The organism is Bacteroidales bacterium, from assembly GCA_035647615.1.
Classification (GTDB): domain Bacteria; phylum Bacteroidota; class Bacteroidia; order Bacteroidales; family 4484-276; genus SABY01.
In genome coordinates this window covers 20148-46104 of sequence record DASRND010000033.1, presented here as the reverse complement: position 1 = coordinate 46104, position 25957 = coordinate 20148, and the positions used below count along the sequence as shown (strand labels likewise).

The following is a 25957-nucleotide window of genomic DNA, read 5'->3' as shown; positions in this document are numbered from 1 at the left end:
AGGATCGGAAAAGCAAACCACCTTCACCCTGTGAAATCCGCATTGCGGAAGGCTTCGCCTTATTTCACAGGGTAACCTATGGGGAACAGGCCAACCGAAAACCGCCGTCGTGGTAGCGGCCGTCGGGCGTGCCGTCGATGCGAATGGGCACACGGCAGTCCCCGGCAAGGTTGCTCCAGCTACCGCCGCGCAAAACACGGTAAGAACCTGAAGTTTTGCTGCGCCTAAGCTGCATCTATTTCTGCAGGCTGCGCCTGCTTTCAAAACAAACTTTTGCGTAAATAAAACAGGCAAAGGCCTGTAAAAATAATCAGGACGAGGCACAACCTCGCCCAAACGCCGGGCAACTTTCCAGCGTTTAGTCAGGGTTTGACTTTGAGTCAAGCCCTGACTTTGGCTTTGTTCAGCTTAGGCTCAGCCACCACAGCCACCACAGCCTCGTCCAAACCCCGGTACTTTCCAGTGTAAGCTATGGAAACACTCCGGTTCACCCGACCCCGCAGGGGTCAAATATTTATAGAAAGCCGGGTGTGTGGAGAAATGCGACCCCTGCGGGGTCGAAGATTTGCCTATCACCGGTTTTGCTAGAAATATGCCATCCCTTCGGGATGATGGGGACACCCGCCCGCCTTAGCTCAAAAGGCAGAACCGCAAAAGCAAACCACCTTCACCCTGCGAAATCCGCTTTGCGGAAGACTTCGCCTTATTTCACAGGGTAAACTATGGGGAACAGGCCAACCGAAAACCGCCGTCGTGGTAGCGGCCGTCGGGCGTGCCGTCGATGCGAATGGGCACACGGCAGTCCCCGGCAAGGTTGCTCCAGCTACCGCCGCGCAAAACACGGTAAGAACCTGAAGAAGATCCCTGCGGATTGGTCTGACTTCCACTGCTGTAATTTCCATACCAGTCGCTACACCACTCCCACACGTTGCCACTCATATCATGAATATCCAGTTCGTTGGGCTTTTTCAGTCCCACCTGGTGGGTTTTGCTACCGCTGTTGCCATCATACCACGCCACTTCATCAATATTATTACTGCCTGCGTATTTAAAATCGGCGTTTCGACTTCGCTCAACGTCCGATTTTGCCCCACCTCTTGAGGCATACTCCCACTCAGCCTCGGTAGGCAAGCGGTACTCTTTCCCTGTTTTTTGGTTCAGCTTTTTAATAAACTCCTGCACATCATCCCAACTTACCATTTCCACCGGGCAATCATCGCAATCTTTAAAATAGCTTGGGCTGCTGAGCGCTGGTTGGTGAGCGGAACCGAACGAAGTCGAAGCACCCATCACTTCCCGCCATTGTTCTTGGCTTACCTCATATTTCCCTATGTAAAAATCGCTCACCGTAACCTGGTGGGTAGGTTTTTCGTCCGTTTCACAATCGCCTTGTTCGCTGGCGCAACCCATGGTAAAGGTGCCGCCTGTTACAAGAATCATTTCGAGGCCATCAGCAGAAATAGTTGTACCAACACCTGTACTTGCATTGTCGGCATTGGGTTTTGCAAGATTTATAGTTTTTTTGATGATTTCGGCTTGCTTTACTGTGGCAGTTTCGGTGACGGTGGTATAGCCGGCAGCGCTCACTTTTATGGTGTAGGTGCCAACAGGGATTTCTTCAAATATTTTCATTCCCTCGACGGTGTGTTTTTCGCCGGCATCGCCGGTAAGTTCAATTTTGGCATCAAATGGAGTTACGGCTACCTGCAGGGTTCCGACTTGGATGTCCGGGTACATATCCAGCACAATGTCGTCGTCTTTTTTTAGTACAATCTGTTGTTCAAGGTCAGCCGCTTTAGGCATGGTAACCTTAATTTTTACCAGTTGCGGGGAAAGCTTTACCTTTTGGGGGTTGGAAACAGGCTCTTCATTAAAATAAACGGTGGCTTCGGGTCGTGTGTTGATGGTGAGCTGACCTACATTGTCATCAAGGGTGTAGCTTTTGGTGGTTTGAGGCAGCTTTACTTCCAGCATTTCATTTTCGATGGAAATACAGCCATCCTTTGTAATCTTTATTGGATAGGTTCCGGGTGGATAAAATGCAGACACAGGGCTTTCGCCCAATTTTACACCATCCAGAAAAATTACAGCTCCCGCAGGCGTGGTGGTAATCTGCAATCCGGCATCCGAAACTTTTTCCATCTGCCATTCAAAAAATACTTGTTTTTCGTTAACTGTAACAGTTTTCTCGATGGCTTGGTAGCCAGTTTTTTCTAATCTTATCTGATGTTTGCCAATACTTAGGTTTTGGGTTAGCTCCTTTCCGACAGTTTTACCATCAATAAAAAGGGACGCATCAGTGGGCGTAAACCGGAAGGTAACCGGCAGCACATCGGCGCTTTCGTTGCCGGCAATTTTGATCTGCCATATTTCGCGCTCCTTTAGCACAACTCCATGATCAGAAAGGATGATTTGCAAGGGTTCGTAGCCAATTCTGAAAATCTTTAAAACGCGCTCGCTTTTGGTGAGATAAACAATGTCTTCGCCCGGGTTGTCGAGTATGTCGCCAACGATGCCATCAAACGAATCGTAGCTAAAGCCATCCATATCCGAAACCATCTGGATGGCTGCGCAGTAATTCCCGTTCTGATCGCGCCGGGCAACCATTTCGCCGGTGTTGAGCTTTTGGGGCTTACCGATGATTTCCATTTTTTTAAGCTCCTGGGCAAAGGCATGGTTAAACAGTAGACAAGTCAGAAGAAGAAGCAGTAAGTTTTTCATAAAAAAGCGTGTAATAAAAGCATTTCAAAAATTGGAATTTTTAATGGCACCTCGCCTGCCTTAGCTCAAAAGGTATGGCAGCAATAGCTAACCAACTTTACCCTGTGAAATCCGCTTTGCGGAAGGCTTCGCCCTATTTAACAGGGTAAACTATAGGGAACGCGCAAGACGGAAACCACTATTGTTTCCAGGATTATCAGGATTATAGTTTCCGCGATAGGACAACCTGCAGTATTTGGTATCGAAATGCCAGCTACCTCCGCGCAAGACGCGACTGGAGCCAGATGATGCCCCAAGGGGATTTGATTTGTCGACATTCCCATATCTGCCATGCCAGTCGCTACACCACTCCCACACATTGCCGGTCATATCATAGATACCCAGTTCGTTGGGCTTTTTCTGCCCCACCGGGTGGGTTCTCATGCCGCTGTTTTCGCGGTACCAGGCCACCTCATCGATATTGTTGCTACCGGCATATTTAAAATCGGCGTTTCGACTTCGCTCAACGTCCGATTTTGCCCCACCACGCGCGGCATACTCCCATTCGGCTTCAGTAGGCAGGCGGTACTTTTTCCCTGTTTTTTGGTTCAGCTTTTTAATAAACTCCTGCACATCATTCCAACTTACCATTTCAACCGGACAATTATCACAACCTGTATTATAACTTGGGTTGCTGAACGAAGTCGAAGCACCCATCACTTCTCGCCATTGCTTTTGTGTTACCTCATATTTCCCTATGTAAAAATCACTCAGCGTAACCTGGTGAGTGGGCTTTTCGTCACCACGGCAGTTGCTTTGTTCGCTGGTGCAGCCCATGGTAAAGGTGCCGCCTTTTACAAAAACCATATCGATACCGTGATCTGTGTAATTTACTTTTTCAAGGGATACGACCTTTTCAGTATCAGGTTCGGGATCACTTCCTTGTTCGAGGGAAATGCTCTTGCTGAGTTTTTCGCTGGCTTTTAAAACCAGAATTTCTTCAGCGGTTCTATGGCCTTCGGCAGCAATCTTTAATGTGTAGGTTCCCACAGGAATATCACTGAAAATCTTCATACCCTGCGCAATGTAATGCTCTCCGGCATCACCGGTAAGTTCTATAGCAGCATCAAATGGAGTTACGGCTACCTGCAAGGTTCCGACTTGGATGTCAGGGTACATATCCAGCACAATGTCGTCGTCTTTTTTTAGTACAATCTGTTGTTCAAGGTCAGCCGCTTTAGGCATGGTAACCTTAATTTTTACCAGTTGCGGGGAAAGCTTTACCTTTTCGGGATTAGAAACAAGCTCCCCATTAAAATAGACCTTAGCTTCGGGTCGTGTGTTGATGGTGAGAAGACCCACATTTTCTTCAAGGATGAAGCTTTTGGTAGTTTGGGGCAATTTCACTTCGAGCGTTTCATTTTCAATGGAAAAACACCCCCTTTTAGTAATTGTTATATGATAAATCCCAGGCGGATAAAAAATGGCAATCGGACTTTCACCTAATTCCACACCATCAAGAAAAATAGTGGCTCCGGAAGGTTCGGTGGTAATCTGCAATCCGGCATCCGGCTCTTTTTCCATCTGCCAATCAAAAAACACTTTTCCTTTATTTACATCAATATTTTTCTCGATGGTCTGATAGCCATCGCGCACCAACTTAACCTGGTGCTCGCCCACGCTCAGCTCCTGCGTTAGCTTACTGCCGACATTTTTACCATCAATAAAAAGGGTGGCATCGGCGGGCGTAAACCGGAAAGTAACCGGCAGCACATCGGCGGTTTCTTCACCGGCAATTTTGATCTGCCATATTTCGCGCTCCTTCAGCACAATTCCAACATCAGAAAGAATGATTTGCAATGGTTCATAGCCAATTCTGAAAATCTTTAAAACGCGCTCACTTTTGGTGAGATAAACAATGTCTTCGCCCGGGTTGTCGAGTATGTCGCCAACGATGCCATCAAACGAATCGTAGCTAAAGCCATCCATATCCGAAACCACCTGGATGGCTGCACAGTAATTCCCGTTCTGATCGCGCCGGGCAACCATTTCGCCGGTGGTGAGCTTTTGCGGCTTACCGATGATTTCCATCTTTTTAAGCTCCTGGGCAAAGGCAGAAGAAAAAAGTAAACAAGCAAGAAGAAGGATCAATAATTTTTTCATAAAGAAGAGGCAGGTATAAAAGCCGCTCCAAAAATAGAAGATTTTTCTTAAGCCATGCCTACTTTAGCTCAAAAGGCAAGACCGGAAAAGCAAACCAACTTCACCCTGCGAAATCCGCTTTGCGGAAGGCTTCGCCTTATTTCACAGGGTAAACTATTGGGAACAGGGGCATCCTGCGTTTTTGCGATGATGCTTTCGTTTTCAGCCATTCAATAAAAATAAAAGAACAAAAGGGTAATAGTGTGAAAGTAATAAAGTTTAAAAGTCCTGGGCGAGCCGGAACCCGAAATTGCTGCTCCTGCTGACCGGGTTGTCGAGGTTGCGCAAGGCCACGCGGCAGAACCCGTAGCTGTCGTACCACGAGCCGCCCCGGAGAACGCGGTAAGTACTTGTGGAAGCTCCATTCGGATTGGTTTGGCTGCCGCTGCTGTAATTCCCATACAAGTCGCTACACCACTCCCACACATTGCCACTCATATCATAAATGCCAAGTTTGTTGGGCTTTTTCTGTCCCACCGGGTGGGTTTTACTGTAACTATTACCAGAATACCACGCCACTTCATTAATATTATTACTGCCAGCGTATTTGGTTGCACCGGTGGCTGAGCTTGTCGAAGCCCCACCACGCGCGGCGTACTCCCATTCAGCTTCAGTAGGTAAACGATAAAGTTTACCTGTTTTACGGCTCCTCAGCCATTTACAATATTCCGTGGCATCCTTCCAGCTTACATTTTCAACCGGGCAATCATCACAACCTTTATAATAGCTTGGGTTGCTGCGCAAAGTCGAAGCGCCCATCACCTCCCGCCACTGCTTTTGCGTCACCTGATATTTCCCGATCTGAAAATCGCTGAGCGTAACCTGGTGGGTGGGCTTTTCATTCCCAGAGCAATCGCTTTGCTCACTAGTGCAGCCCATGGTAAAAGTGCCGCCTTTTACAAAGATCATTTCGATGCCATCATCAGAAGTAGCTGTAGCGCCACCTGTGCTGGTATTGCCGGCATTAATCTTTACAAGGTTAATGGTTTTTTTGGTGGTTTCGTCTTGCTTTACGGTGGCGGTTTCAGTGGCGGCGGTATAGCCGGCAGCGCTCACTTTTATGGTATAAACACCAACGGGGATTTCTTCAAAAATCTTCATTCCCTCGGCGGTGTATTTTTCGCCGGCATCGCCGGTAAGTTCAATTTTGGCATCGAAGGGAGTTAAGGCAACCTGCAGGGTTCCGGTTTGCACGTTGGAGAACATATCCAGCGAAAGTTTATCATTGAGTTTAAGTGCCACCTGCTGTTCAAGCGTTTCGGCCTTGGGCATGGTCACTTTTACTTTTACCAACTGTGGTGCAAGTTTTACGTTTTTTGGGTTGTTGATCTTTTGATCGTTAAAATAAATCGTGGCTCCGGGGTTGGTATTTATGGTGAGATAGCCCACGTTTTCGTCGAGGGTGTAGCTCTTTCGGGTTTGTGGCACTTTTACTTCGAGGGTTTCATTTTCGATGGTCACATAGCCTTCTTTGGAGATCTTTATTGGATAGGTGCCGGGTGGATAAAATGCAGCCACCGGGCTTTCGCCAATCCTTACGCCATCAAGCAAAATGGTTGCTCCTGCAGGCGTGGTGGTAATCTGCAATCCAGCATCGGGATCATCTTCCATCTGCCATTGAAAAAACACTTGCTTTTCATTAACGGTAACCGTTTTCTCGATGGTTTGATAGCCAGCTTTTTCCAATCTTATCTGATGTTCGCCTACGTTCAGGTTTTGGGTTAGCTCCTTTCCGGCATTTTTACCATCGATAAAAAGGGTAGCATCGGCGGGCGTAAAACGGAAGGTAACCGGCAGCACATCGGCGGTTTCATCGCCGGAGATTTTGACTTCCCACACTTGCCGCGACTTCAATACGATGCCATGATCAGAAAGGATAATTTTGAAGGGTTCGTAGCCCTGTTTATAAACATAAAGCATGCGTTCGCGGTGGGTTACATACACCATATCTTTACCCGGCCAATGATCGATGCCGGTAACCATGCCATCATTTGCATCATAACTCAACCCCTCCAATTCAGAAATCACCTGTATTGCAGCCGCATATTCGCCATTTGCATCCTGCTTGGCCACCATCTCGTTGGGCAGCAGTTGCGGCTTCCCGACGATGTGCATTTGTTTAGTCTTCTGCGGATAAAGGGTAACGGTGATAAAGCACGTCAAAATCAGGATTAATAGTTTTTTCATCTTTTCGATCTTTTTGTAACGGAAGCAAAAGTAAAGAAAAAGGTCGTTAGACTGGTTTTAAATTAGGAGAAAGGTGGGCGAGGCAGGATGAGATTTTTTAGTGCGAATAACAAGTTTATGCAAGTGGCTGTTTCACAACAGGCTAAGCCTGCAAAAATAAAGTGGACGAGGTACAACCTCGACCAAACCCAAGTAAAACCCAAACGAAGCATTCCGCCTGGCGAACTCCCATAAAGCCCCGGCAGAAGTGCGCCCCTCTTCAATTGGAGAGGGGCCGGGGGTGAGGTAAAAAAACAAGCCGGGCTAATGATTTCGCCCAGTTAAAACTAATCCACAATTTCCCGGATGATCGATTCCATTTTATCGGAGGCTGCTTCCATGGCTTGCAGCAGCGCCAGTTGGTTGCGGGTGCGGACGAGGTTGTGGTCAGGATAGTTGGTTTTATAATAGGTGTCGCCAAGCAAATAATCGGTGAAAAAACGCACGGCCATAATGTAAGTCATCAGGCGGGCTGAATAAGCAAGCGTCTCAATTTCTGTAGGAGTGAGCACATCTTTCATCACCTTGAGATAACCCTGCGCAAAACTTTCGTACAGGTTTAAATCGACAGCGATATTTTCTATTTCAGGATCGTCCTCTGTGGCAGTGCTTGCCAGCGTGCGGATTGCATCGCCAAAGTCGAAGTGGACATAGCCGGGCATCACGGTATCGAGATCGACCAGGCAAAGGGCTTTCTCCTGGTCATCGAAGAGGATGTTGTTAATTTTTGTGTCGTTGTGGGTGATGCGCAGCGGAATTTTCCCTTCTTCTGCCAGCCGGTAAACCAGCAACATCCCATCGGCCCGACTTCTAATAGCTTCAATTTCTAAAACCGTTACGAGAGATCGTTTTTGCGGGTCTTTTTGCATGGCAGTTTCAAATTGCAGCAGCCGTGAGGGAAGATCGTGAAAATCGGGAATAGTCTGATGTAGTCGTAGCGCCGGCAAATCGGCCAGCATCGACTGAAACAATCCCAGCGCCCTGCCTCCCTCGGCAGCGATAGCCGTGGTAATGTGTGCACTAGCGCCAACATTGTTACGACAGTAAATGAAGCACCGCCAGCAACCGCCCTCAGCATCGGTACAGTACAACCGATCGTCCGTGGTCTTTACCAGTTCCAAAGTTCCTAATTTTTCACCGGTGTAATCATCATTGCTCATCTTTTTCTGCAGATGGCTGGTGACATTCCAGATGTTTTCCATCAATTGATCAACATTCCTGAAAATATGGGTATTGATGCGTTGCAGCACATAATCAGGTTGCTTGCGGTCGTCCACATGCACCAGCAGCGTATCGTTGATATGCCCGGTCTTGAGTGGAATCGCATGCGTAAAAGTGCCTCGGATGGGAAAGCGACTGATTATCGGAGAAATATCCTGAGAAGAAAACTTTTGCATTGTCACTATTTCCAAAGGTTGTCTGGGTATTTCCCGGCATTAATAAAACGGTTGATGCTTTCGATGGCCACAGCTTTATCATCCTTATAAGTTACGCCAAACCACTGGTCATCGGTTTTTAAAACTTTAATCTTCCCCTTGCCGTGGCGGATGGCATCCATCAGCGGAAGCGCAATGAAATATTCAGCTTTGGGATCGTCTTTAGCGCGCTGGATAAAATTGGTAAAACCTTCACGGAAAACCCCAAACATTTCGGGATAAAACCCCCAAATGTTCATCGAAACGATTTCGTCACCTTTGAGCGGCTGCCATTGTCCGGCGGTATCTTCGTAACCTGGCAGGCCATTTTTCTGACCGATGTTGGTCACTTCGCGGATACTTTCCAGAAAGCCTGCCTTGTCGGTGACGCAAACGCCCCGCGACACGGTGCCATGTTCTGACAGAGTGGTTCCGAGACGGTATCCTACCATACAATGATGGCTGGGGTTGTCGTTATTTTTAAAATATTCGGCTACAGCCTGATAAGCGCCAGCACCATAAAAATCGTCGGCATTGATGGCTGCAAAAGGCTCCTTGATAAAATCCCTTGCCACGAGGATGGCGTGTCCTGTACCCCAGGGTTTTTTGCGATCAGCCGAAACAGCAATCCCTTCGGGCACATTGTCGAGTTCCTGAAAGGCGTATTCTACCTCAATTCTGCCTTTTAGTTTATGATCGAAAAAGCTCCGGAAATCCTCTTCAAGTTCGTGACGGATCACAAACACCACTTTGCCAAAGCCGGCTCTGATGGCGTCGTACACCGAATAGTCGAGGATGGCTTCGCCCGACGGCCCAATTTTGTCGATCTGTTTTAATCCGCCGTAGCGGCTTCCCATACCGGCAGCCAGCACCAGGAGTGTTGGTTTAATGTTTTTATACATGATTCTTTATTTTATAACCTCTGGTGGCATAATACAAAATAATAAAGTAGCCTGGCAACAGCATCAGGTAAGCAAGCTGTGGAGTTGCATGCAAAAGGTCGGAGAGCCAGCCCCAGATAAGCGGCAGCACGGCCCCCCCGGCAATGGCCATGATGAGCATCGCAGAACCAACTTTGATGTATGGTCCAAGATTGTGGAGGGCCAGAGGCCAGATAGCCGGCCATACCATTGCATTGGCAAAACCCAAAATGGCAATGAAAAATACCGACGTAATTCCTGACGTAAATACTGCGGCCAACGTAAAGAGCAAACCCAATACAGCCGAGTAAAGCAAGGCCATGCGCTGGGAAAGATAACGCGGAATAAGTATGATTCCCAGAATGTAGCCTGCGAGCATCGACACCAGCGTGTAGGAGGTAAATGCTTTGGCCACGGAGATATTAATGCCCAGCGAGATGCCGTACCGTATGATGGTGTCGCCGGCAACCACTTCGGCACCCACGTAAAAAAACATTGCGATAACGCCAAGGATAAGATGCGGGTAGGCAAAAATATTTTTTCGCGGAGCTTCAATGTGTTGATCAGCATCTTCGTCATCTTCTGCATTGATGTCGGGCAGCGAAGTAAAACGTATGCCGATACCCAACAACACGAGCACCACGGTCATCACCAGGTAAGGATTGATAACGCGACGTGCCAGCCCGTCGAGGGCAAGCTGGCGGGCAGGTTCGGTTAACGAAGCAAGGTTTTCGACAAAGGCGTCGCCATCGCTCAGGATGAAATAAGCCAAAATAAGTGGTGCGATAGCTCCTGCCAGCTTGTTGCAGATGCCCATGATGCTGATGCGGCGGGCAGCGCTCTCACGTGGCCCGAGGATGGTGACATAAGGATTGGAGGCCGTTTGTAAAATCGACAATCCAGTGCCCATTACAAAAAGTCCAGTGAGAAAAAGCCCGTAAGTACGCGACAATGCCGCGGGCACAAAGAGTAATGTTCCGACTGCCATCACAAGCAATCCGAGCGTCATCCCATTTTTGAATCCTGTTTTTTCAAGCACCCACGCCGAAGGCAGCGCCGTAATGAAATAGGAGATGTAAAAGGCAAAAGCCACGAATAGTGCCTGGAAGTTAGTAAGCTCGCAGGCTATCTGCAGATACGGTATCAGGATGCCGTTGAGCCACGTTACAAATCCGAAGATAAAAAACAAAACGCCGATGATGGTGATGGCTACGGCGGTGGAGGTGCGCCGGGAAGCGGCAGCAGGAGTTACTGACATGTGCGGTATTAGTTTAAAATGTTCGTTTATCGAGTTATTTTATGAGCAGCTGTCCGAGGCCTGTAACGCAATGGCAGCAATCAGCTTTTTCAGGCGGCGAATATAGCTACATTTTATTTCCGGCGGTTGTTTTGTGAGAGGATGAAAAGGGAAAGTTGTTGGGTTGTCGGGTTAACAAGTTATCGAGTTGTCAGATTGTGGGATTTTTAGATTAAGATTTAATTTTGGAATCGTTATTGTCCGGTAAAGAAAATCCTTGCTAATATAGATTCTTCGCTTCACTACGTTTCGCTACTAATGACAAGTTTTTGTAATTTACAGAAAGGCAGTAGCTTCTGTGTTAATGTGAGACATTTTAAAATTCATTCATAGTTTTAAAACTCATGCTTACTTTCTTTTGTCTTGATACAAAAGAAAGTAACAAAGAAAAAATCAAGGCTTAAAATTAGTTCTGTGGTTTTCTATCGGCTCGGATTCCCCACGCGATACAAGCCGCGCCAACGCACAGGCCTACGCATGCTTCTGTATCGCTTACTAAATGCCTGCGCCGCCAGCTAAGCCCTCCCTTCCCTAATTCATCGCAAACCATTGTCATTAGTAGCGTAGCGAAGAATCTATGGACTTTATCGGACACCAATATTTTGGAATTTCAACACTGAATAAAACTCTCTTTCATGGCATAGTGAAAAAACCAAAGCAACGTGCTTCGACTTGCAAACACTCCTACCGCCTCGAAGAATTGCTCCCCTCCCCTTTTGGCTGCGGTTTAAATACTAAAAAAATATTTCATAGCCATAAGGAAATTTTTAAAAGATTGTAATGATGTTTTAAGTGATTCGTTCTATCAAAACAAAACTCGCGACATTGTGAAGCTTATCCAAATATCAAATCTTAGCAGGATTTATCAAAAAGGAAAAATCAATATTCCTGCCCTGCAAAATATCGACCTGGAAATTGAAGAAGGTCAATTTGTATCCATTGTTGGGAAATCAGGTTCGGGTAAATCAACGTTGCTGAACTTAATTGGGGGACTTGATCGCGCCACCGAAGGGAGAATTTTGTTCAACGGAAACGACCTTAACAAAATGAGCCGTTCCGGACTTGCCCAACATCGCAAGAAATCCGTAGGCATGATTTTTCAGTCCTTCAACCTCATCCAAAGCCGCAATGCCCTCGAAAATGTAGATCTGGCTTTGACTTTTGGCGGCGTTCCGCGCAACAAACGCAAAGCCATCGCCACCAATCTGCTAACAAAAGTTGGGCTGGGCGACAGACTAACCCACCTACCCGACGAGCTTTCGGGTGGCGAAACCCAGCGCGTGGCAATCGCCCGCGCCCTGGCCAACAATCCCAAAGTATTGCTTGCCGACGAACCCACCGGAAACCTCGACAGCGAAACTTCTACAGAGATTATTAATTTGCTTGTTGATCTCAACAAAAATCAGGGCATCACCATCATCATGGTAAGCCACGACCAGGAAATAGCCCTACAAGTATCGGATTGGATAGTGAAATTGAAAGATGGTAACATCGACGAAATAATACTAGGGGAGGAAACGCGATGAATATAAGCGACATGATATTGCTGGCCTTTGCCAACCTGCGCCGAACCAAATTACGTACTTTTCTCACTACGCTGGGTGTAGTTATCGGAATTGGCGCGCTTACCTCGATGGTGTCGTTTGGCACCGGGATGCAGAAAAATATTACCGATGCCTTTGCAGCCAACGATTTGTTTACCAGCATCACCGTTACCCCTAAAGAAATTAATCTCGAAGATATTGCCTCGGGCAACGTAGCCGAAATGGCCAGCGCTTTAAAACAGGAAAGCATCCCGCTGACCGATTCGCTTTTGCAGGAAATTAAGAATATCCCGGGTGTAAAGATTGCTTATCCCAATCTGGAATTCCCTGCCAGGGTGGTGCTTTTAGGTGATTCCACTACTTCCAGAGTTCAAGCTATACCCTCCGCCATGGGGGCATTTAAGCCCTTTGATAATTTGCTGACCGGCAGTTTTTTTATCAACGACACAGCACTGCAGTGCATCCTTGGAGCGGAGTTTCTCCACAAGCTAAAAATACGATTGCTGGAAGACGGAAAAGATATTGTGCTTTCGAAAGAAGATTCGGCGCGTGGTTTCCAACTGATTCATCCCGATTCGTTGATTAATAAAACCTTAAGGCTGGTATCACTATCGATGAATGCCTCTAAAATTCCGGGAGCTGTTATCAATATGATGCACAACAAGTCGGAGATGCCTTTTGATGAAACTGTGAGCGAATTAAAGATTGTAGGAATAACCAGACGTGCAGGCGAATTTGGCCGCAATGCTATTGGCGGAGGTATGCTTATCCCGATAATAACAGCGCAAAAAATACCACAACTGAGCTTTTCGAGTGTTTGGGATTTACTGGGCAGCAACAAAAAAACCGACTCATATGGCTCCATACAGGTGCGCGTGGAAAATATGCAGCAAATCGACCCGGTGTCGGAGCAGTTGCGCACGATGAACGTGGGTGTATTTTCCATACTCGACCAGATGGACGAGATCAAAAGAGTTTTCCTGATTCTAACTTCTTTGCTGGGAGCGGTGGGTGCTATTGCCCTCATCGTGGCCGGCCTGGGCATTATCAATACCATGGTGATGTCGATACTGGAGCGTCAACGGGAGATTGGTATTATGAAAGCCATCGGCGCCAGCGAAAAAGAAATACGCATGATATTTTTTGTAGAAGTAGGCGTAATCGGGCTTATTGGTGCCTTGTTCGGGCTTGTGCTTGGCTGGCTGGTAACGCAGGTTGCTACCGTAGTGGTGAATACTCAAATATTGCCGGATGGTACGGAACCGGTCAATCTGTTTTATTTCCCGGCCTGGCTCATCGTGGGTGCCATTGCATTTGCAATCATCATCAGCCTTGCTGCCGGCCTTTATCCCGCTGCCCGCGCCGCACGCATCGATCCGGTGCGAGCACTTAGGCATGATTAGAAATAAGCAAATAGATCATTTCAAAAATCCTAACAGCCATAAAGAAATTGTTCTGCTAGAGCCTGACTCTAAATCATACAGAGCGAGGAATGAATGATCAATTACGGTTAATTGGATTAAAAAAGTCAGAAGCTTTTGGCAATTTATAACAAACATCTTTTATATGATTTGCCCGCAGCCTTTTTTTATCTCTTCGCAACCATTTTCTTAAATTACTGTTAATCTTGCTTTGTCGAATAATTTAAGATTTAGATTTGCAGCTTTTAAAATTAATAACCTTCTATTGCTTATGAAAAAACTTATTTACACACTGATAGCTTTTCTTGTGCTACAGTCTGCCGCTATTTCTCAAACAGCCATCATCTCGGAGGATTTTTCCAATCCGGTTGGCTGGGAAATGCAGGGCAACTGGATGCAGGAAGATGGCTACCTGATGCTTTATTATTATCCCATCGTAACCAATTACGACTTTTCTGCCTACACCAATGCTTTTGATGTGCCGGCAGGTGGTGGCGAAGTGGTCATCAGCACTTTTCTTGATGTTTATGCGGCCAACGTTACCGACGAAAGCTGCATCATCTCGGTAGTTTCCGGCGACAACGAAACCGAGCTTTGGAACCGGCCGCTTACCGAAGGCCCCTTTGGCACTTTCCAGGGTAGCGATCTTACGCTTTCACTCGACGACTTTAGCGGCCAAAACGTGCGTCTGCGGTTTCGTTCACTTGGCGCGTCAACCAGCGCGCTGTGGGGCTGGTTTATTTTTAATATCAATCTTACCACCTGGTTCGAGCATGAGCTTAGCGCAATGCAGATCAATGGCCCGATGCATCTGGGCGTGTCGCAGGAAGGCATTTGGGAAGTGAACGTTAAAAACCAGGGGTTGAGCCAGGAGACAGGTTTTATTGTGAATCTCCATAGTTACAAAAGCCGCGAAGTGCTTGCATCCACTGCCTACAACGGCAACCTTGGATCGGGCGAAACGGCTACCCTTAACATTAACTACACACCTCACCAGGTGCACAACACCATGTTGTATGCTACCATCGACGCACCGCAGGATGAATATCCCGCCAACAACAAATCTTCAGGCTATTTTTTGCGTGTGCAGCCGGAAACTGATTACAACATTCTTTTTTGGAACAACGACAACGGCATCGAGTCGGTGGTGTCGCCCGAAACCGGACAATTGCAACAGCCTCATGTAGGATTGAAAAAAGCATTGCAAATGTCCGGAATCAATTTTGACTATGTGTATGATTTACCTGAAGACCTCGTAGCCTACGATCTGGTGATAACCACCATGGGCAACTACTGCCTGAGCTGAGGACTCACCCCGCCCGGTATTGTAATTGAAGCAGACCAGGCCAGGATCATTGATTACCTCGAAAACTACGATGGTAAACTCTATATCGAAAGTGTTAATCTCGGTTTCGATATGCGCGGCTCCGATTTGCTGCAGGTATTAGGACTCAAATTTATGGATGATGGCCTCGAGGATAACGTTCATGACCTCAATCCAAAAAGTGACAGCTTGTTGGCTCGCATACGGTTCGAATATCTTGGTGGCGATTCGCCCCATTACAGCATCGACAGGATGTCAGCAACCAACAGCTTGCCGCTTTATGCTTCCGCCGATGGTTTCGACCGCATCTTTGTAAAAGTACAGGATAATTCTTATCGCGTCGTTTCGTCCACGGTTACCTTTGGCGCTATTGCCGATGGCGACAGCCTCAGTACAAAGGCATACATGATGGCCGAAATCGTTAATTATCTGCTCAATATTTCCACCATCACCGACCTGCAGGAAGCTTTTGCGTCGTTTGCACAAATTTCCGCAAAGGCCTTTCCCAACCCATCGTCCGGACTAACCCATTTCGAATTTCATCTTGCCGATGCTTCCCCGGTAGCGTTCTCCATTTACGATGCAACCGGAAGATTGGTTCGCCAGGATACAGAAAAGAATTTATCTGCCGGAACACATCAGTTCCATTGGCACGCCGCTGATATGCCGCAGGGAATTTATTTTTATAATATTAAAACAAATGCCGGCAGCCAAACTGGCAAAGTGGTGATTCGTTAAACGAAAATATTTTCATTTAGCGATAGCGAAAAAAGGAGCCTGGTGATGATTGTCAGGCTCTTTTTTTATTCCAAAAATTATCGGCATTGGTTATAAAACAGTTTATTCCGGATCGCTCCACAGCGCTATTTTCCCATCGAGCTGCAGCGCAATTACCGTAATATTTTCGTCAACTGAAGTTGCCGGGATGTCGATATAAATTATTCCGGGTTTCTCGCTCCAGTAGGCTTTCATCTTCTCCTCCCATGCCAGTTTAGTGCCTTCTCCCACTATCCTTATGCGGTTGATTTTGTTTTTGAGGCCTTTGAGAGCAACAGGCCCGGTAGGCCGGTTTTCGACAAAAAGAAAAAGCGTGGTGCTGTCGGGTGAAAGTGTGGAGGGGCCGGCGAAATAATCTTTGGAAATGCCTGCTTCGGTTCCATAGATGGCCTCCTGGTTTTTGTTGATCCATCGCCCCAGCTCCTGCATTATTGCCACCTGCTCAGCCGGAATGGTGCCATCGGCTTTTGGACCGATGTCGAGCAACAAGTTGCCGCCTTTGCTTATCACATCAGTAAAAATCCGGATAATCTGGTTGGCTGTTTTGTAGTTGTGGTCGTTATGCTGAAAACCCCAGGAGTCGTTCATGGTCATACACAGCTCCCAATATTCGTCCTTCGGTCTGGTAATAGGAAGACCCTGCTCGGGAGTAGCATAATCGCCATAATCAGCCAAACGTGAGTTGATGATGACATCAGGATTGTTGGCCAAAAGTAATTCCCTGATTTGTTCGGCTTTCCAGGCTTCGGGAGTTTGCTCCCAATCGCCGTCGAACCAGATCAGGTCGGGGTGGTATCGTTGCGAAATTTCATTGATTTGATCAAAATTAAAATTCACAAACCGGTTCCATTTCACTGTGTCGGTTTCATAGCGTTTTGTATTTCGTGTAAGGTTCGGATAGTCGGGGTGCGACCAATCCAAAAGTGAGTAGTAAAGACCCACTTTCAAATCCTGCTTACGAAGCGTTTTTACCAGCGGCTCAATCAAATCTCTGGCCGCGGGGGTTTTATCCACAACGTTCAAATTGCTGAAATCCGAATCCCAAAGCGCTACCCCATCGTGATGTTTGCTGGTAATTACCACGTAGCGGGCACCACTTTTGCTTAGGAGGCTGCCCCACAACTCAGGGTCGTATTTTTGCGCAGTGAAACCATCGAGTTGTTTCATGTAATCTTTGTGCGAAACGTATTCGTTAAAAAACGACCAGGATTCGTCGATGCCATCCACTGCATAGATACCCCAGTGAATAAATATCCCCAGTTTGGCATCTTTAAACCATTGCATTTTGTCAGGCGCCTGTGCCATGGTTTGGCTATAGAATCCTGTAGTTGCAACTAATAGCAGCAATAGCGAGAGCGTTATATTTTTCATGACGTGTAAATTTCGCGCAAATGTAAATATTATGACAATGAAAAGCCTTATTATTGCAGGGTTGTTTGTTGATGAACAATAACGTGCTAATTTTATTTAACAATAGCCTGATTTCTTTAGAGAGGTTGGAACTGGTGTTCCGGTTGGTCTTCAAAACCAATATCAGACGGATAAAACCGGCTGTGGCAGGTTCGATTCCTGCTCTCTCTGCTTTTTTTTAATAAAAAAAACGCAGCTATGCCCATTCAAGACGAACTGAGAAAACTGCCCGGCGTCGACAAGTTGTTGCAGCAGGAACCTGTTCGCTTGCTGATGCAAAATTTCCCTGCTACTTTTATCACCGGCATTATTCAGGATGTCTTGTCCGGCCTTCGTGATGCTGCCTTGCAGGGCGCCGAGGTGCCACCGCTTGCGGATATTATAAAACAGGTTTTGTGGACGTCAGAAGAACTCACCACCAAAAGTCTGAAACCAGTCATTAATGCCACGGGCATTATCATCCATACCAACCTGGGCAGAGCGCCTTTTGGGCAGAAATTGCTGGAAGAGGTAAATGAGGTGCTGACAGGCTATAACAATTTGGAGTTTGATCTGGAAAAGGCGCAACGCGGAACACGCTATACGCACGTCACACGGCTGCTGCGCCATCTCACCGGCGCCGAAGATGTGCTGGTGGTCAACAACAATGCGGCGGCCATCATGCTGGTGCTGCGCTCGCTGGCCAAAAACCGCGAAGTGATTATCTCACGCGGCGAACTTATCGAGATTGGCGGCTCGTTTCGCATGCCCGACATCATGGCTGCCTCCGATTGCAACATGGTGGAGGTGGGCACCACCAACAAAACCAAAATCACTGACTTCGCCAGTGCCATAACGCCACACTCAGCTTTGTTGCTGAAGGTGCATCCTTCCAATTATGTCATCAGCGGCTTCACCACCGAAGCCTCGCTACAGGAACTCATTGCCCTGGGGGCACAACATCAGTTGCCCGTGGTTTACGACATGGGATCGGGATTGTTGCGCAAAGCGGAAATTGCTTTCCTTGCCGATGAACCCGATGTTCGCTCAACGCTGGCTACTGGAATCGACCTGGTGACTTTTAGCGGCGACAAGTTGCTGGGTGGTCCACAGGCCGGAATCATCGCCGGAAAAAAGGAGCTGATCGCTAAACTGAAAAAGGAGCCACTTACACGGGCACTGCGGGTGGGCAAAGAAACCCTTTCAATGCTCGAAGCCATCGCACTGGCCTATCTCGACACCGATAAACTTATTGCGCTAAGCCCGATCTTTGCCATGATGACGGCCAAAGCAGATGATTTGCGCACCAAAGCCGAAAGTTTGCAGCAGCAGCTCGAAACCTTAGGAATAGCTTGCTCGGTGGCAGCAAGTCAGGGGCAGGCAGGAGGCGGATCGCTGCCCGGAAAAACCATTGATAGTTTTGCTGTGGCAATTCATTTTAAAAATGCTTCCCGCAAAATAGCAGCCCGGAATGCCGAACTTATTTATCACACCTTGCTCACCGGCAACCAGCCACTGCTGGGTATTTTACGGCAGGGTGAAGTGCAGTTTGATGTGCTTACGCTTTTCGATCGGCAGATAAAAGTGGTGGCAGAGCTGATCATCGAATGTTACAAGGAGGTAATCGCCCATGAGTAAGAATCTGATCATGGGTACCGCCGGCCATGTCGATCATGGCAAGACCGCGCTGATTCGCGCAATTACCGGCATCGACTGCGACACACACAAAGAAGAAAAAGCCCGCGGCATCACCATCAACCTGGGATTTGCTCATCTGGAACTTTCCGAGGATATTTCGCTGGGTATTGTGGATGTTCCGGGTCACAAAGATTTTATCAAAACCATGGTGGCGGGCGTTTATGGAATCGACTTCGTGCTGCTGGTGGTGGCCGCCGACAGTGGCATTATGCCACAAACGCGCGAGCATGTCAACATCATGCGTGTGCTTGGAATCCAACACGGAATCGTTGCCCTTACCAAATCCGACCTTGCTGACGAAGAGATGCGCGAGATGGCCAAACTTGAGATCATGGAATTTCTCGATCATACTCCGCTGGCCGACGCACCTATCGTAGAAGTTTCGGCGGTGACGATGGAGGGAATCGATCAATTAAAAGAAGAGATGCTGAAGCTGGCGCGGCAGGTCGGCGAAAAACCTGTGGCAAGCATTTTCAGGATGTATATCGATCGTATTTTTAATGTAAAAGGCCATGGCATCGTGGTTACAGGTTCTGTGCTGGGTGGCAAAGTAACTACCGGACAGGAGCTTTTGCTTTTGCCGGATAATCGCGACAAGATTCGGATTAAATCAATACAACGTCATGGCAAAACTGTGAAGGAGACGACGGCAGGCGATCGTGCTGCCATCAACGTATCCGGACTTAAATATGATGATTTTGAGCGGGGTCAGCTTCTGGTCGACCGGCAGTTGGACGAAACCACTATGGCCGATGCACTTATAGAATATTTTGAGCCGCTGACGCAACCCAAAACCTGGTCGCAGGTGCTGTTTCACACCGGCACCTTTACCACCTACGCCCGCATGCACCTGCTCGTTACCCTTGAAAATGATTCGACCCCACAAATGGTTGTTCAGTTGCATTTTGAGAAACCGGCGGTATTGATTAATAAGGACAAATTTGTGATTCGCAACAGCTCCAATGACGTGACCCTGGGCGGTGGTACCATCCTTGACGTGAAGCCGCTGCACCACCGCCGCCGCACCGTGACACTGAAACAACGGATGACGCAACTTGCCGAGGCGGCGGTGAACGAAGAGAATAAATTGCAGCATATCTTTATCGAAACAGAAAAAGAAGGAAAGCCCATGCTGCTTCAGGAGATCGTGCATCGCACCGGCGTTTCCGCTGAGGAGATAAAACAGTTGGCCGCCGGAAATCCTATAAAACTCACGCTGCTGATTGCCGGTGGCGATGAGTATCTGGTCACTGCTGCCTATCAAAAACAACTTACCACAAAAATCATTGAAATCCTGCAATCCTGGCATCAGGAAAATGCACTTTTTGAAGCCGGTCTGGAGCTAACGGAACTGCAAGGGAAACTTGGGTTGCGTTCGACGGTGGAGAGAGAACTGCTGATTTTGCTGCTGCAAGCCATGATTGAAAAAGATACTTTGAAAAATGCAGGCAAGACTTTCGCCTTGAGAAGCCATCGCGCCGCAATGGACAAAAAGCAGCAGGAAGCCCTGGAATGGTTGCGGGAAAGTTTGAAAGATAATCGTCTCAACCGACTCACCCTAAAAGAGCTGGGAGAAAAAGCCCATGAACGCAACATCAAAAAAAACACAATAAACCAATTAATCCGGTTCCTGCAAGCACGCAAAGAGATTTACACCGACGGTGAGGATGTGTTGGATGCTGCTGCCGTGGATGCCAGCCGCTACACCATACTGCGGGCACTAGCTGAGGCACCGCGTGGACTCAACGAGAAAGAATTCAGAGAGTTGGTGGATGCACCCAGAAAAACTGTTCAGATGCTGATAGAGATTTTTGTGAAAGAAGGTGTGATTAAAAAAGAAACCTTTTTCCTGCACATTACCCCGGAGGGCAGCGGGTTGGTGGAAGGTTAGAAAAAATTCATTCCTTTTCTATACCGGTCAAAACGTCTTTGGGCTGGCGGTAAAGGTCGCGCAGACGATAAACAAAGAAATTTTCGACGTGTTTGTTCCCTTTGGTAATTCTGATGATATCGGGCACTTCGATGTGTTTGTAATATTCGAACAGATAGGCCGGCATATTAAAGTCGCGGCTGCCGGTGATATACCAGGCGTCGCTGCCAGGTTGCAGCGGCGGACGCTCCCGGTTGATCCAGGCATATTTGTGAATATCTCCGAGGCTGCTAATGGCGATGAGCGGCAGGCCGGCAGGATGCGCAACATAATAGTCGAGGTGTGCTGCCGGAAACCAGCGGTGGCTGATCATCGGGGCATCAGCAGGCATATAGCCCGAGCTCACATCGGCCTGTAGAAGCGAGTCGAATTTGGTGGCAAGCTGCCGCCATCCATACATGTCGAGGGTTATGTCGTTGTTGCCAACTGTGCGCGGATCATCGTAACGAGTCGGAACCAACAGGCCTGATTTTATTTCAACCACGCCCACTGTCAGCACCACCATTAATAACCCAACAGAAGCAACGACGGAACGGGGTATCCACAGCTTTGTTTTTTTTCGCCTTGCGGCAATATCGGCAAGCCAGGCAGCAGCTATGATTATCAGGCTCAGATAAGCCGGGCCGGTCCAGTGGGGCAGCGTGCGACGGAAGAGTGCGAAAAACAAGAACAATCCTATCAGCGGAAGCGAGGTGAGCAGCAGCATGCGTTGTGGCGCTGCTGACAGAAATTTCCGTTTCCGCAATATTGCGATAAGCGCAAGCACGATGAGTACAAAGTTGACGGGGTTGTTATATCCGATTTGTCCGAACAATTCTGTAAAGAAATAATCCAGCCGCAAGCCGTTGCCAAAAAACCCTATTCGTTCGCTCTGAAAGGTGAAGCTGATAAAGTTGTTTTGGAAATTCCAGATGATCACCGGCACGAAGATAATGGCAGAAATTGCGATGCCTGCATAGAGTTCAGCGCGCCGCAGCCATGCTCGGTTATAGAGCAAAATATAGAGTCCGGCGCCAAGCCACAGAAAAACAGAAGTGTATTTCGATAGCATCGCAAGTCCGATAGTAACGGCAGCCAGGAGCAATCGCCATCCATGCCGCTTCTCCACGGGCTGCGCCGGCAAAGATGTGACAAGCAGATAAAGACTCAGCAGCCAGAAAAAGAGCTGTGGCGTATCGGGCAGGATAAAGATACCCGCGATCACAAAACAATATACAGAAGCATTGTAAAGCAGCGCTGCATACAATCCGGTAGTTGGATTTTTTATTTCCCGCCCAATATTGTAGATAATCCACGTGTTGAAGCCACCCAAAACCACGGAGCTAAGGCGAAGAAACAATTCATTATCCCAAAACAAATTAAAACTAAAGACCTGGATAAAAAACCCCACCATGGGCGGATGGTCGAAATGGCTTAGCGCCGGATAGAGGGCATACGTCCAGTAATAAACTTCGTCGTTGCCAAGCTCAAGCCACCAGGCCAGCAAGCCGCGCACAAGCACTGACAAAACAATTATCAGCGCAAGCGTCTGTTTGGTTTTTACAGGCGTCGGTGTTTTTTCTAATGGTAAAATTACTGTGCTTTGCGCCATCAGCTCTGGTAATAATAAGTCCGGCGGCTGATTCTGCCTTTACCTTTTATTTTGCGGGGACGCATGATGCGAATTACGATGAGCAGCAGCACGATGAATATCACTATTGCAACGCCGCGCTGCACCCAGGTCTTCGCCCAATTGATGGTGGCTGAAGGTTGTTGTCCGGGTGTTAGTCCGCTGTAGCGGAAAACGGGGTTGAGATAATACATGGTGCCATCGTCGAAAGTAACCTCCGTGCGTATGTATGTGTCGTCGGCGCGAATGATGTAAGTGGCTCCGGAGGTGTCGCTAAAAGTACGGCGCAATGTGCCACCCTGCCCGACAAAAGCTATCAGCGCCGCAGTTTCGCTAAGTTTAACGGTAAGTGTGTCGCCAACTAAATCGACATTTTTTACTATTGGCAAATTCTGATGGACGGAGGCTTTTTCAATAAAATCTTCGTCGGGTTGCATCGCCACTCGGGCGCCAAATGCGTTACCGGCCTTCAGATTTCGTTTTATCTGATCGCCATCAATGCTTCGCGAATTAATAAAGGTACACACCCGGCCAACCTCTTCCGGATCAAACACGTCGTGCGCATCGTCGTTGCCAAGGATAAAAACAGGATGGCCATAAGAGAGCGCCATGTCCCAGTGTCCTATCGAAAAACGTACCTGGCTCATGGCTTCCATCAGATCGTAGTTGGTAAGTTGTTTCATATCCTCGAGCAGGTAGCCGTCGCGAAGATCGGGATGTGCCAGAGCGATGATTTCATTCTTTTCGCTCAGCATATTTATCATGTGCTGCTTATGATTTACGTTCTGATAAAATGGGTAATCAACCCAGTCGATACCATGAGAACCGATGCACACCTGATGGGTCTTGCGTATGCTGTAGCCATGCTCGTAAGTAGGGATGTATTGCGGCAGCTCCTGCCCAAAGCGGTTGATCTTCTGATAGTCGGAAGTAACGATAATATCGTAACCCAACTGGCGGTATATCGTATTGATGGCTTCGTTGGTGTTGCGGCGTCCGTTGGTGATGCCCAGCCATACGCGCGACTGTACCTGAAAGTTGCCTTTTTTCCAGTCGCTGCTGTCCATGCCACGGTAGGGATTGTAGAGTTTGTCACCCGAAAAAGCCTTGTACTCCGGGAAATCATAAATCGGAGCAACGGCGTAAATCACAAAAAAAACTACCACTAAAATCAGGATTAGCCACCCCAACATTTTGAAAATAATCTTGAAAAATCGTCCCAGCATCGTTTATTATTTTTAGCGCACACTATCGTTTTTTATAGCAACAAGCAAAATTAACAATAAATGCGTACCTATGTTTTATGTCGTCGGATATTGTAACGGAGGGAAAGGCCGCAGTCACTAAGTTCTCAGTCGGCAGTAGGTAGAAATGAGAGATGGGAAATGAGCGGTGAGAATGATAGAATGCCGCGCGGCTTAGCCCCATCGCAGCGAAATCAATAGCACCGGGTGCAGCCCTTTGATAATAGTCAGCGAAAAGAATGGAAGCCCTGAAGAGACGGCATCAATTTTAGAACAGATGGATAAATTTGAATTAGGAGGTGGATTTTCGATTTACGCCTGCTCTGCAATGTTTGCGGTGATTGCGGTGGTTGAGCGTCGGCTGGTGAGCGGTGTCTGGTGAGCGCAGTCGAACCAAGCCGAACCAAGTCGAAAACAGCGTAGTCGAAACCACCTTGTGAGATTGCTAAAAAAAGATGATGTTAGCTATAATGTTTTAGCGGTATGACTTAGGGTTGCCATCCTCTCCCTTCGATTGAGGATTGCATCCCAGTGGGCGGGTAATTTTGACGGCCGGATATGAGTGGTGAACGGCGATTGGTGGGTGGAAAAAGAAAGAGGTGAGCGATTAAATAATTTTACTTCGTAACTTGCAGGGCTTTCGTGCGTCAAAAGGCAGACATGGGATGCCACAGGTTGCAATCCCAAAAAAATCCTACTTTTGAAAAAAAATAAACGACTATGCAAACAACAAAACGTCTCTATCGAAGCCGCACCGACTCTGTAATTGCCGGAGTTTCCGGTGGATTGGCAAAGTATCTTTCCATCGACCCCATCATCGTCCGCTTAATGTTTGTGGTATTGGCTATCTTTGGTGGCGGCGGAGTATTAATCTATATTATTGCATGGATTGCAGTGCCGCTGGAGCCTTACGATGTTTATTACGACAGTAGTCGTTACGGCCGCACTGTTCCACCGGAATCTGGTAGCGCCGGGGCAGGATTTTCGGATAAGGAAAAAGCAAATACCGAGTTTGATAACACCATGTTAAATCCTGACGAAGAAATGCGAAAAAAACAACACGAGCACAAACAACTTAACGAAGGCAGCCTTATCGCCGGCATCATCCTCATTACTCTGGGCGGCCTTTTTCTCGCAAGCCATTTCATTTCGCGTATTAATTTTGGCGACCTGTGGCCTGTGTTGCTTATCGTGGTGGGGATTCTCATTATTTTTAGTCGCTCACGCGAAGACAAACGATAAACGTTTTGTCTAACTTTTAACAAGTTAATTATGAAATCAAAAAATGTTTTCTGGGGCATCATCCTCATCAGCATAGGACTTTTGTTTGTGCTGCGCAACTTTGGTTACATCCATTTTGGCTGGTACTCGCTGCGGCAGCTCTGGCCCGTTATTCTGGTCCTCCTCGGCATCTCGCTGCTTCCCATCAACGGGACGGTGCGTGTGGTGCTGGCATTTGTGGTTGTTGGCTTTTCTATCTGGTTTTTGGCCGGCAAGGATTCGCAACAATACGGAGGCAACAACTGGCGCGATTTTTTTCGACACGACCACCGGCAAGGGCTTTACCACGACCCCGATGCACAGAATGAGGTGATGGAGGATTTTGACCAGTCACTGACCCAGGGCTACCAAGCTGGTATCCGAAATGCGGTACTCGATTTGGATGCCATGGCAGGAGAATTCATTATTGAAGGCCTCAGCGATGATTTGTTAAATTTTGAACGCGAAGGCAATTTCGGCAGTTACAATCTTAATTCCAACAGTGCCGAAGGCGTGGTGGTGCTTAAGCTCACCATGAAGCAGCGCATCCGGCGCATGGATAATTTCCACAACAAAGCTAAAATCAGCCTTCATCCTGATCCGCTATGGGATTTTAAAATAGATGCCGGAGCTGCCAAGATTGATTTCGATCTTACACTGTTTAAAGTTGATAATGTCGACATCGACGGCGGAGCTTCCCAAATCAATCTTAAGCTGGGCAACCGCCATTCGCTCAGCCGCCTATCCATCGACGCCGGAGCTACAGATGTTACCATCAGGGTGCCGATTAGTTCCGGCTGCCAGGTAAAAACGGACTCCTTCCTCTCCAACAAAAGCCTCGATGGTTTCGAGAAAAACGAAAAAGGTATTTATCTCACCGAAAACTTCGACACTGCTGCCGAACGCATCGAGATCTCTATCGACGCCGCTGTTTCTAATCTGAAAATCATCAGATATTAATGCTGCTTCACTTTTTCTTCCTTCCAAAGTTTTTCACTTTA

General features: G+C 47.6%; 18 protein-coding genes and 1 tRNA gene. 9 read left to right on the top strand and 10 right to left on the bottom strand.

The features are described 5' to 3' along the window. Positions 1 to 76: 76 nt before the first annotated feature. From VFC92_11140 to VFC92_11110, 7 genes are all read right to left on the bottom strand, one after another. Complete coding sequence (locus VFC92_11140; protein HZK08743.1) at positions 77 to 235, bottom strand: SUMF1/EgtB/PvdO family nonheme iron enzyme; 159 nt, start codon at positions 233 to 235, stop codon at positions 77 to 79. Positions 236 to 720: 485 nt separating this feature from the next. Next, on the bottom strand, positions 721 to 2649 hold the full coding sequence (locus tag VFC92_11135) for an SUMF1/EgtB/PvdO family nonheme iron enzyme (GenBank protein ID HZK08742.1): 1929 nt from the start codon (positions 2647 to 2649) through the stop codon (positions 721 to 723). A 222-nt stretch (positions 2650 to 2871) separates the two neighbouring features. Beyond that, positions 2872 to 4791, bottom strand: coding sequence for an SUMF1/EgtB/PvdO family nonheme iron enzyme (locus VFC92_11130; GenBank protein ID HZK08741.1), 1920 nt, complete (start codon positions 4789 to 4791; stop codon positions 2872 to 2874). Between the two features lie 330 nt (positions 4792 to 5121). Further along, on the bottom strand, positions 5122 to 7089 hold the full coding sequence (locus VFC92_11125) for an SUMF1/EgtB/PvdO family nonheme iron enzyme (GenBank protein HZK08740.1): 1968 nt from the start codon (positions 7087 to 7089) through the stop codon (positions 5122 to 5124). 326 nt (positions 7090 to 7415) lie between these two features. Next, the gene (locus VFC92_11120) at positions 7416 to 8525 is read right to left on the bottom strand and encodes an aminoglycoside phosphotransferase family protein (GenBank protein ID HZK08739.1); all 1110 of its coding nucleotides are present in this window, start codon (positions 8523 to 8525) and stop codon (positions 7416 to 7418) included. A 5-nt stretch (positions 8526 to 8530) separates the two neighbouring features. Continuing rightward, complete coding sequence (locus tag VFC92_11115) at positions 8531 to 9433, bottom strand: sugar phosphate nucleotidyltransferase (protein ID HZK08738.1); 903 nt, start codon at positions 9431 to 9433, stop codon at positions 8531 to 8533. A gap of 4 nt (positions 9434 to 9437) precedes the next feature. After that, a complete protein-coding gene (locus VFC92_11110; GenBank protein HZK08737.1) occupies positions 9438 to 10721 on the bottom strand; it encodes a sugar MFS transporter in 1284 nt (427 codons plus the stop codon). Positions 10722 to 11587: 866 nt separating this feature from the next. Between VFC92_11110 and VFC92_11105 the strand changes: the two genes are divergently transcribed. From VFC92_11105 to VFC92_11090, 4 genes are all read left to right on the top strand, one after another. Continuing rightward, positions 11588 to 12286, top strand: a complete 699-nt coding sequence (locus VFC92_11105) for an ABC transporter ATP-binding protein (GenBank protein HZK08736.1) — start codon at positions 11588 to 11590, stop codon at positions 12284 to 12286. Beyond that, on the top strand, positions 12283 to 13707 hold the full coding sequence (locus VFC92_11100) for an FtsX-like permease family protein (GenBank protein ID HZK08735.1): 1425 nt from the start codon (positions 12283 to 12285) through the stop codon (positions 13705 to 13707). Before VFC92_11105 ends, VFC92_11100 begins: the two co-directional genes overlap by 4 nt. Positions 13708 to 13996: 289 nt before the next feature. Beyond that, complete coding sequence (locus VFC92_11095; GenBank protein ID HZK08734.1) at positions 13997 to 15031, top strand: hypothetical protein; 1035 nt, start codon at positions 13997 to 13999, stop codon at positions 15029 to 15031. A 111-nt stretch (positions 15032 to 15142) separates the two neighbouring features. Continuing rightward, the gene (locus tag VFC92_11090) at positions 15143 to 15787 is read left to right on the top strand and encodes a T9SS type A sorting domain-containing protein (GenBank protein HZK08733.1); all 645 of its coding nucleotides are present in this window, start codon (positions 15143 to 15145) and stop codon (positions 15785 to 15787) included. Positions 15788 to 15889: 102 nt separating this feature from the next. On the opposite strand, the gene VFC92_11085 is transcribed toward VFC92_11090, so the two are convergent. Next, complete coding sequence (locus tag VFC92_11085) at positions 15890 to 17197, bottom strand: alpha-L-fucosidase (GenBank protein ID HZK08732.1); 1308 nt, start codon at positions 17195 to 17197, stop codon at positions 15890 to 15892. 117 nt (positions 17198 to 17314) lie between these two features. Here VFC92_11085 and VFC92_11080 point away from each other — a divergent pair. The 3 genes from VFC92_11080 (at position 17315) to selB (ending at position 20804) form a co-directional block, all read left to right on the top strand. Next, a tRNA-Sec gene (locus VFC92_11080) sits at positions 17315 to 17405 on the top strand. Between the two features lie 29 nt (positions 17406 to 17434). Beyond that, on the top strand, positions 17435 to 18853 hold the full coding sequence (selA, locus tag VFC92_11075; protein HZK08731.1) for an L-seryl-tRNA(Sec) selenium transferase: 1419 nt from the start codon (positions 17435 to 17437) through the stop codon (positions 18851 to 18853). After that, positions 18846 to 20804, top strand: coding sequence for a selenocysteine-specific translation elongation factor (gene selB, locus VFC92_11070; protein ID HZK08730.1), 1959 nt, complete (start codon positions 18846 to 18848; stop codon positions 20802 to 20804). Before selA ends, selB begins: the two co-directional genes overlap by 8 nt. A gap of 7 nt (positions 20805 to 20811) precedes the next feature. On the opposite strand, the gene VFC92_11065 is transcribed toward selB, so the two are convergent. Both VFC92_11065 and VFC92_11060 read right to left on the bottom strand, forming a co-directional pair. Then, on the bottom strand, positions 20812 to 22434 hold the full coding sequence (locus VFC92_11065) for a glycosyltransferase family 39 protein (GenBank protein HZK08729.1): 1623 nt from the start codon (positions 22432 to 22434) through the stop codon (positions 20812 to 20814). Further along, positions 22434 to 23678, bottom strand: a complete 1245-nt coding sequence (locus tag VFC92_11060) for a hypothetical protein (protein ID HZK08728.1) — start codon at positions 23676 to 23678, stop codon at positions 22434 to 22436. Before VFC92_11060 ends, VFC92_11065 begins: the two co-directional genes overlap by 1 nt. Before the next feature lie 738 nt (positions 23679 to 24416). Between VFC92_11060 and VFC92_11055 the strand changes: the two genes are divergently transcribed. Together VFC92_11055 and VFC92_11050 are read left to right on the top strand one after the other, a co-directional pair. Beyond that, entirely contained in the window at positions 24417 to 24938 is a 522-nt protein-coding gene (locus VFC92_11055; protein ID HZK08727.1) for a PspC domain-containing protein, read from the top strand. A gap of 30 nt (positions 24939 to 24968) precedes the next feature. Next, positions 24969 to 25916: a DUF5668 domain-containing protein gene (locus tag VFC92_11050; GenBank protein HZK08726.1), complete on the top strand. Its 948-nt coding sequence runs from the start codon at positions 24969 to 24971 to the stop codon at positions 25914 to 25916. Positions 25917 to 25957 lie beyond the last annotated feature (41 nt).

Excerpts from the sequence above, each read along its gene's own strand:
- VFC92_11140 (HZK08743.1), bottom strand. The coding sequence starts at position 235 with ATGCAGCTTAGGCGCAGCAAAACTTCAGGTTCTTACCGTGTTTTGCGC.
- VFC92_11135 (HZK08742.1), bottom strand. The coding sequence starts at position 2,649 with ATGGAAATCATCGGTAAGCCCCAAAAGCTCAACACCGGCGAAATGGTT.
- VFC92_11130 (HZK08741.1), bottom strand. The coding sequence starts at position 4,791 with ATGGAAATCATCGGTAAGCCGCAAAAGCTCACCACCGGCGAAATGGTT.
- VFC92_11125 (HZK08740.1), bottom strand. The coding sequence starts at position 7,089 with ATGAAAAAACTATTAATCCTGATTTTGACGTGCTTTATCACCGTTACC.
- VFC92_11120 (HZK08739.1), bottom strand. The coding sequence starts at position 8,525 with ATGCAAAAGTTTTCTTCTCAGGATATTTCTCCGATAATCAGTCGCTTT.
- VFC92_11110 (HZK08737.1), bottom strand. The coding sequence starts at position 10,721 with ATGTCAGTAACTCCTGCTGCCGCTTCCCGGCGCACCTCCACCGCCGTA.
- VFC92_11100 (HZK08735.1), top strand. The coding sequence starts at position 12,283 with ATGAATATAAGCGACATGATATTGCTGGCCTTTGCCAACCTGCGCCGA.
- VFC92_11095 (HZK08734.1), top strand. The coding sequence starts at position 13,997 with ATGAAAAAACTTATTTACACACTGATAGCTTTTCTTGTGCTACAGTCT.
- VFC92_11090 (HZK08733.1), top strand. The coding sequence starts at position 15,143 with ATGCGCGGCTCCGATTTGCTGCAGGTATTAGGACTCAAATTTATGGAT.
- VFC92_11085 (HZK08732.1), bottom strand. The coding sequence starts at position 17,197 with ATGAAAAATATAACGCTCTCGCTATTGCTGCTATTAGTTGCAACTACA.
- selA (HZK08731.1), top strand. The coding sequence starts at position 17,435 with ATGCCCATTCAAGACGAACTGAGAAAACTGCCCGGCGTCGACAAGTTG.
- selB (HZK08730.1), top strand. The coding sequence starts at position 18,846 with ATGAGTAAGAATCTGATCATGGGTACCGCCGGCCATGTCGATCATGGC.
- VFC92_11065 (HZK08729.1), bottom strand. The coding sequence starts at position 22,434 with ATGGCGCAAAGCACAGTAATTTTACCATTAGAAAAAACACCGACGCCT.
- VFC92_11060 (HZK08728.1), bottom strand. The coding sequence starts at position 23,678 with ATGCTGGGACGATTTTTCAAGATTATTTTCAAAATGTTGGGGTGGCTA.
- VFC92_11055 (HZK08727.1), top strand. The coding sequence starts at position 24,417 with ATGCAAACAACAAAACGTCTCTATCGAAGCCGCACCGACTCTGTAATT.
- VFC92_11050 (HZK08726.1), top strand. The coding sequence starts at position 24,969 with ATGAAATCAAAAAATGTTTTCTGGGGCATCATCCTCATCAGCATAGGA.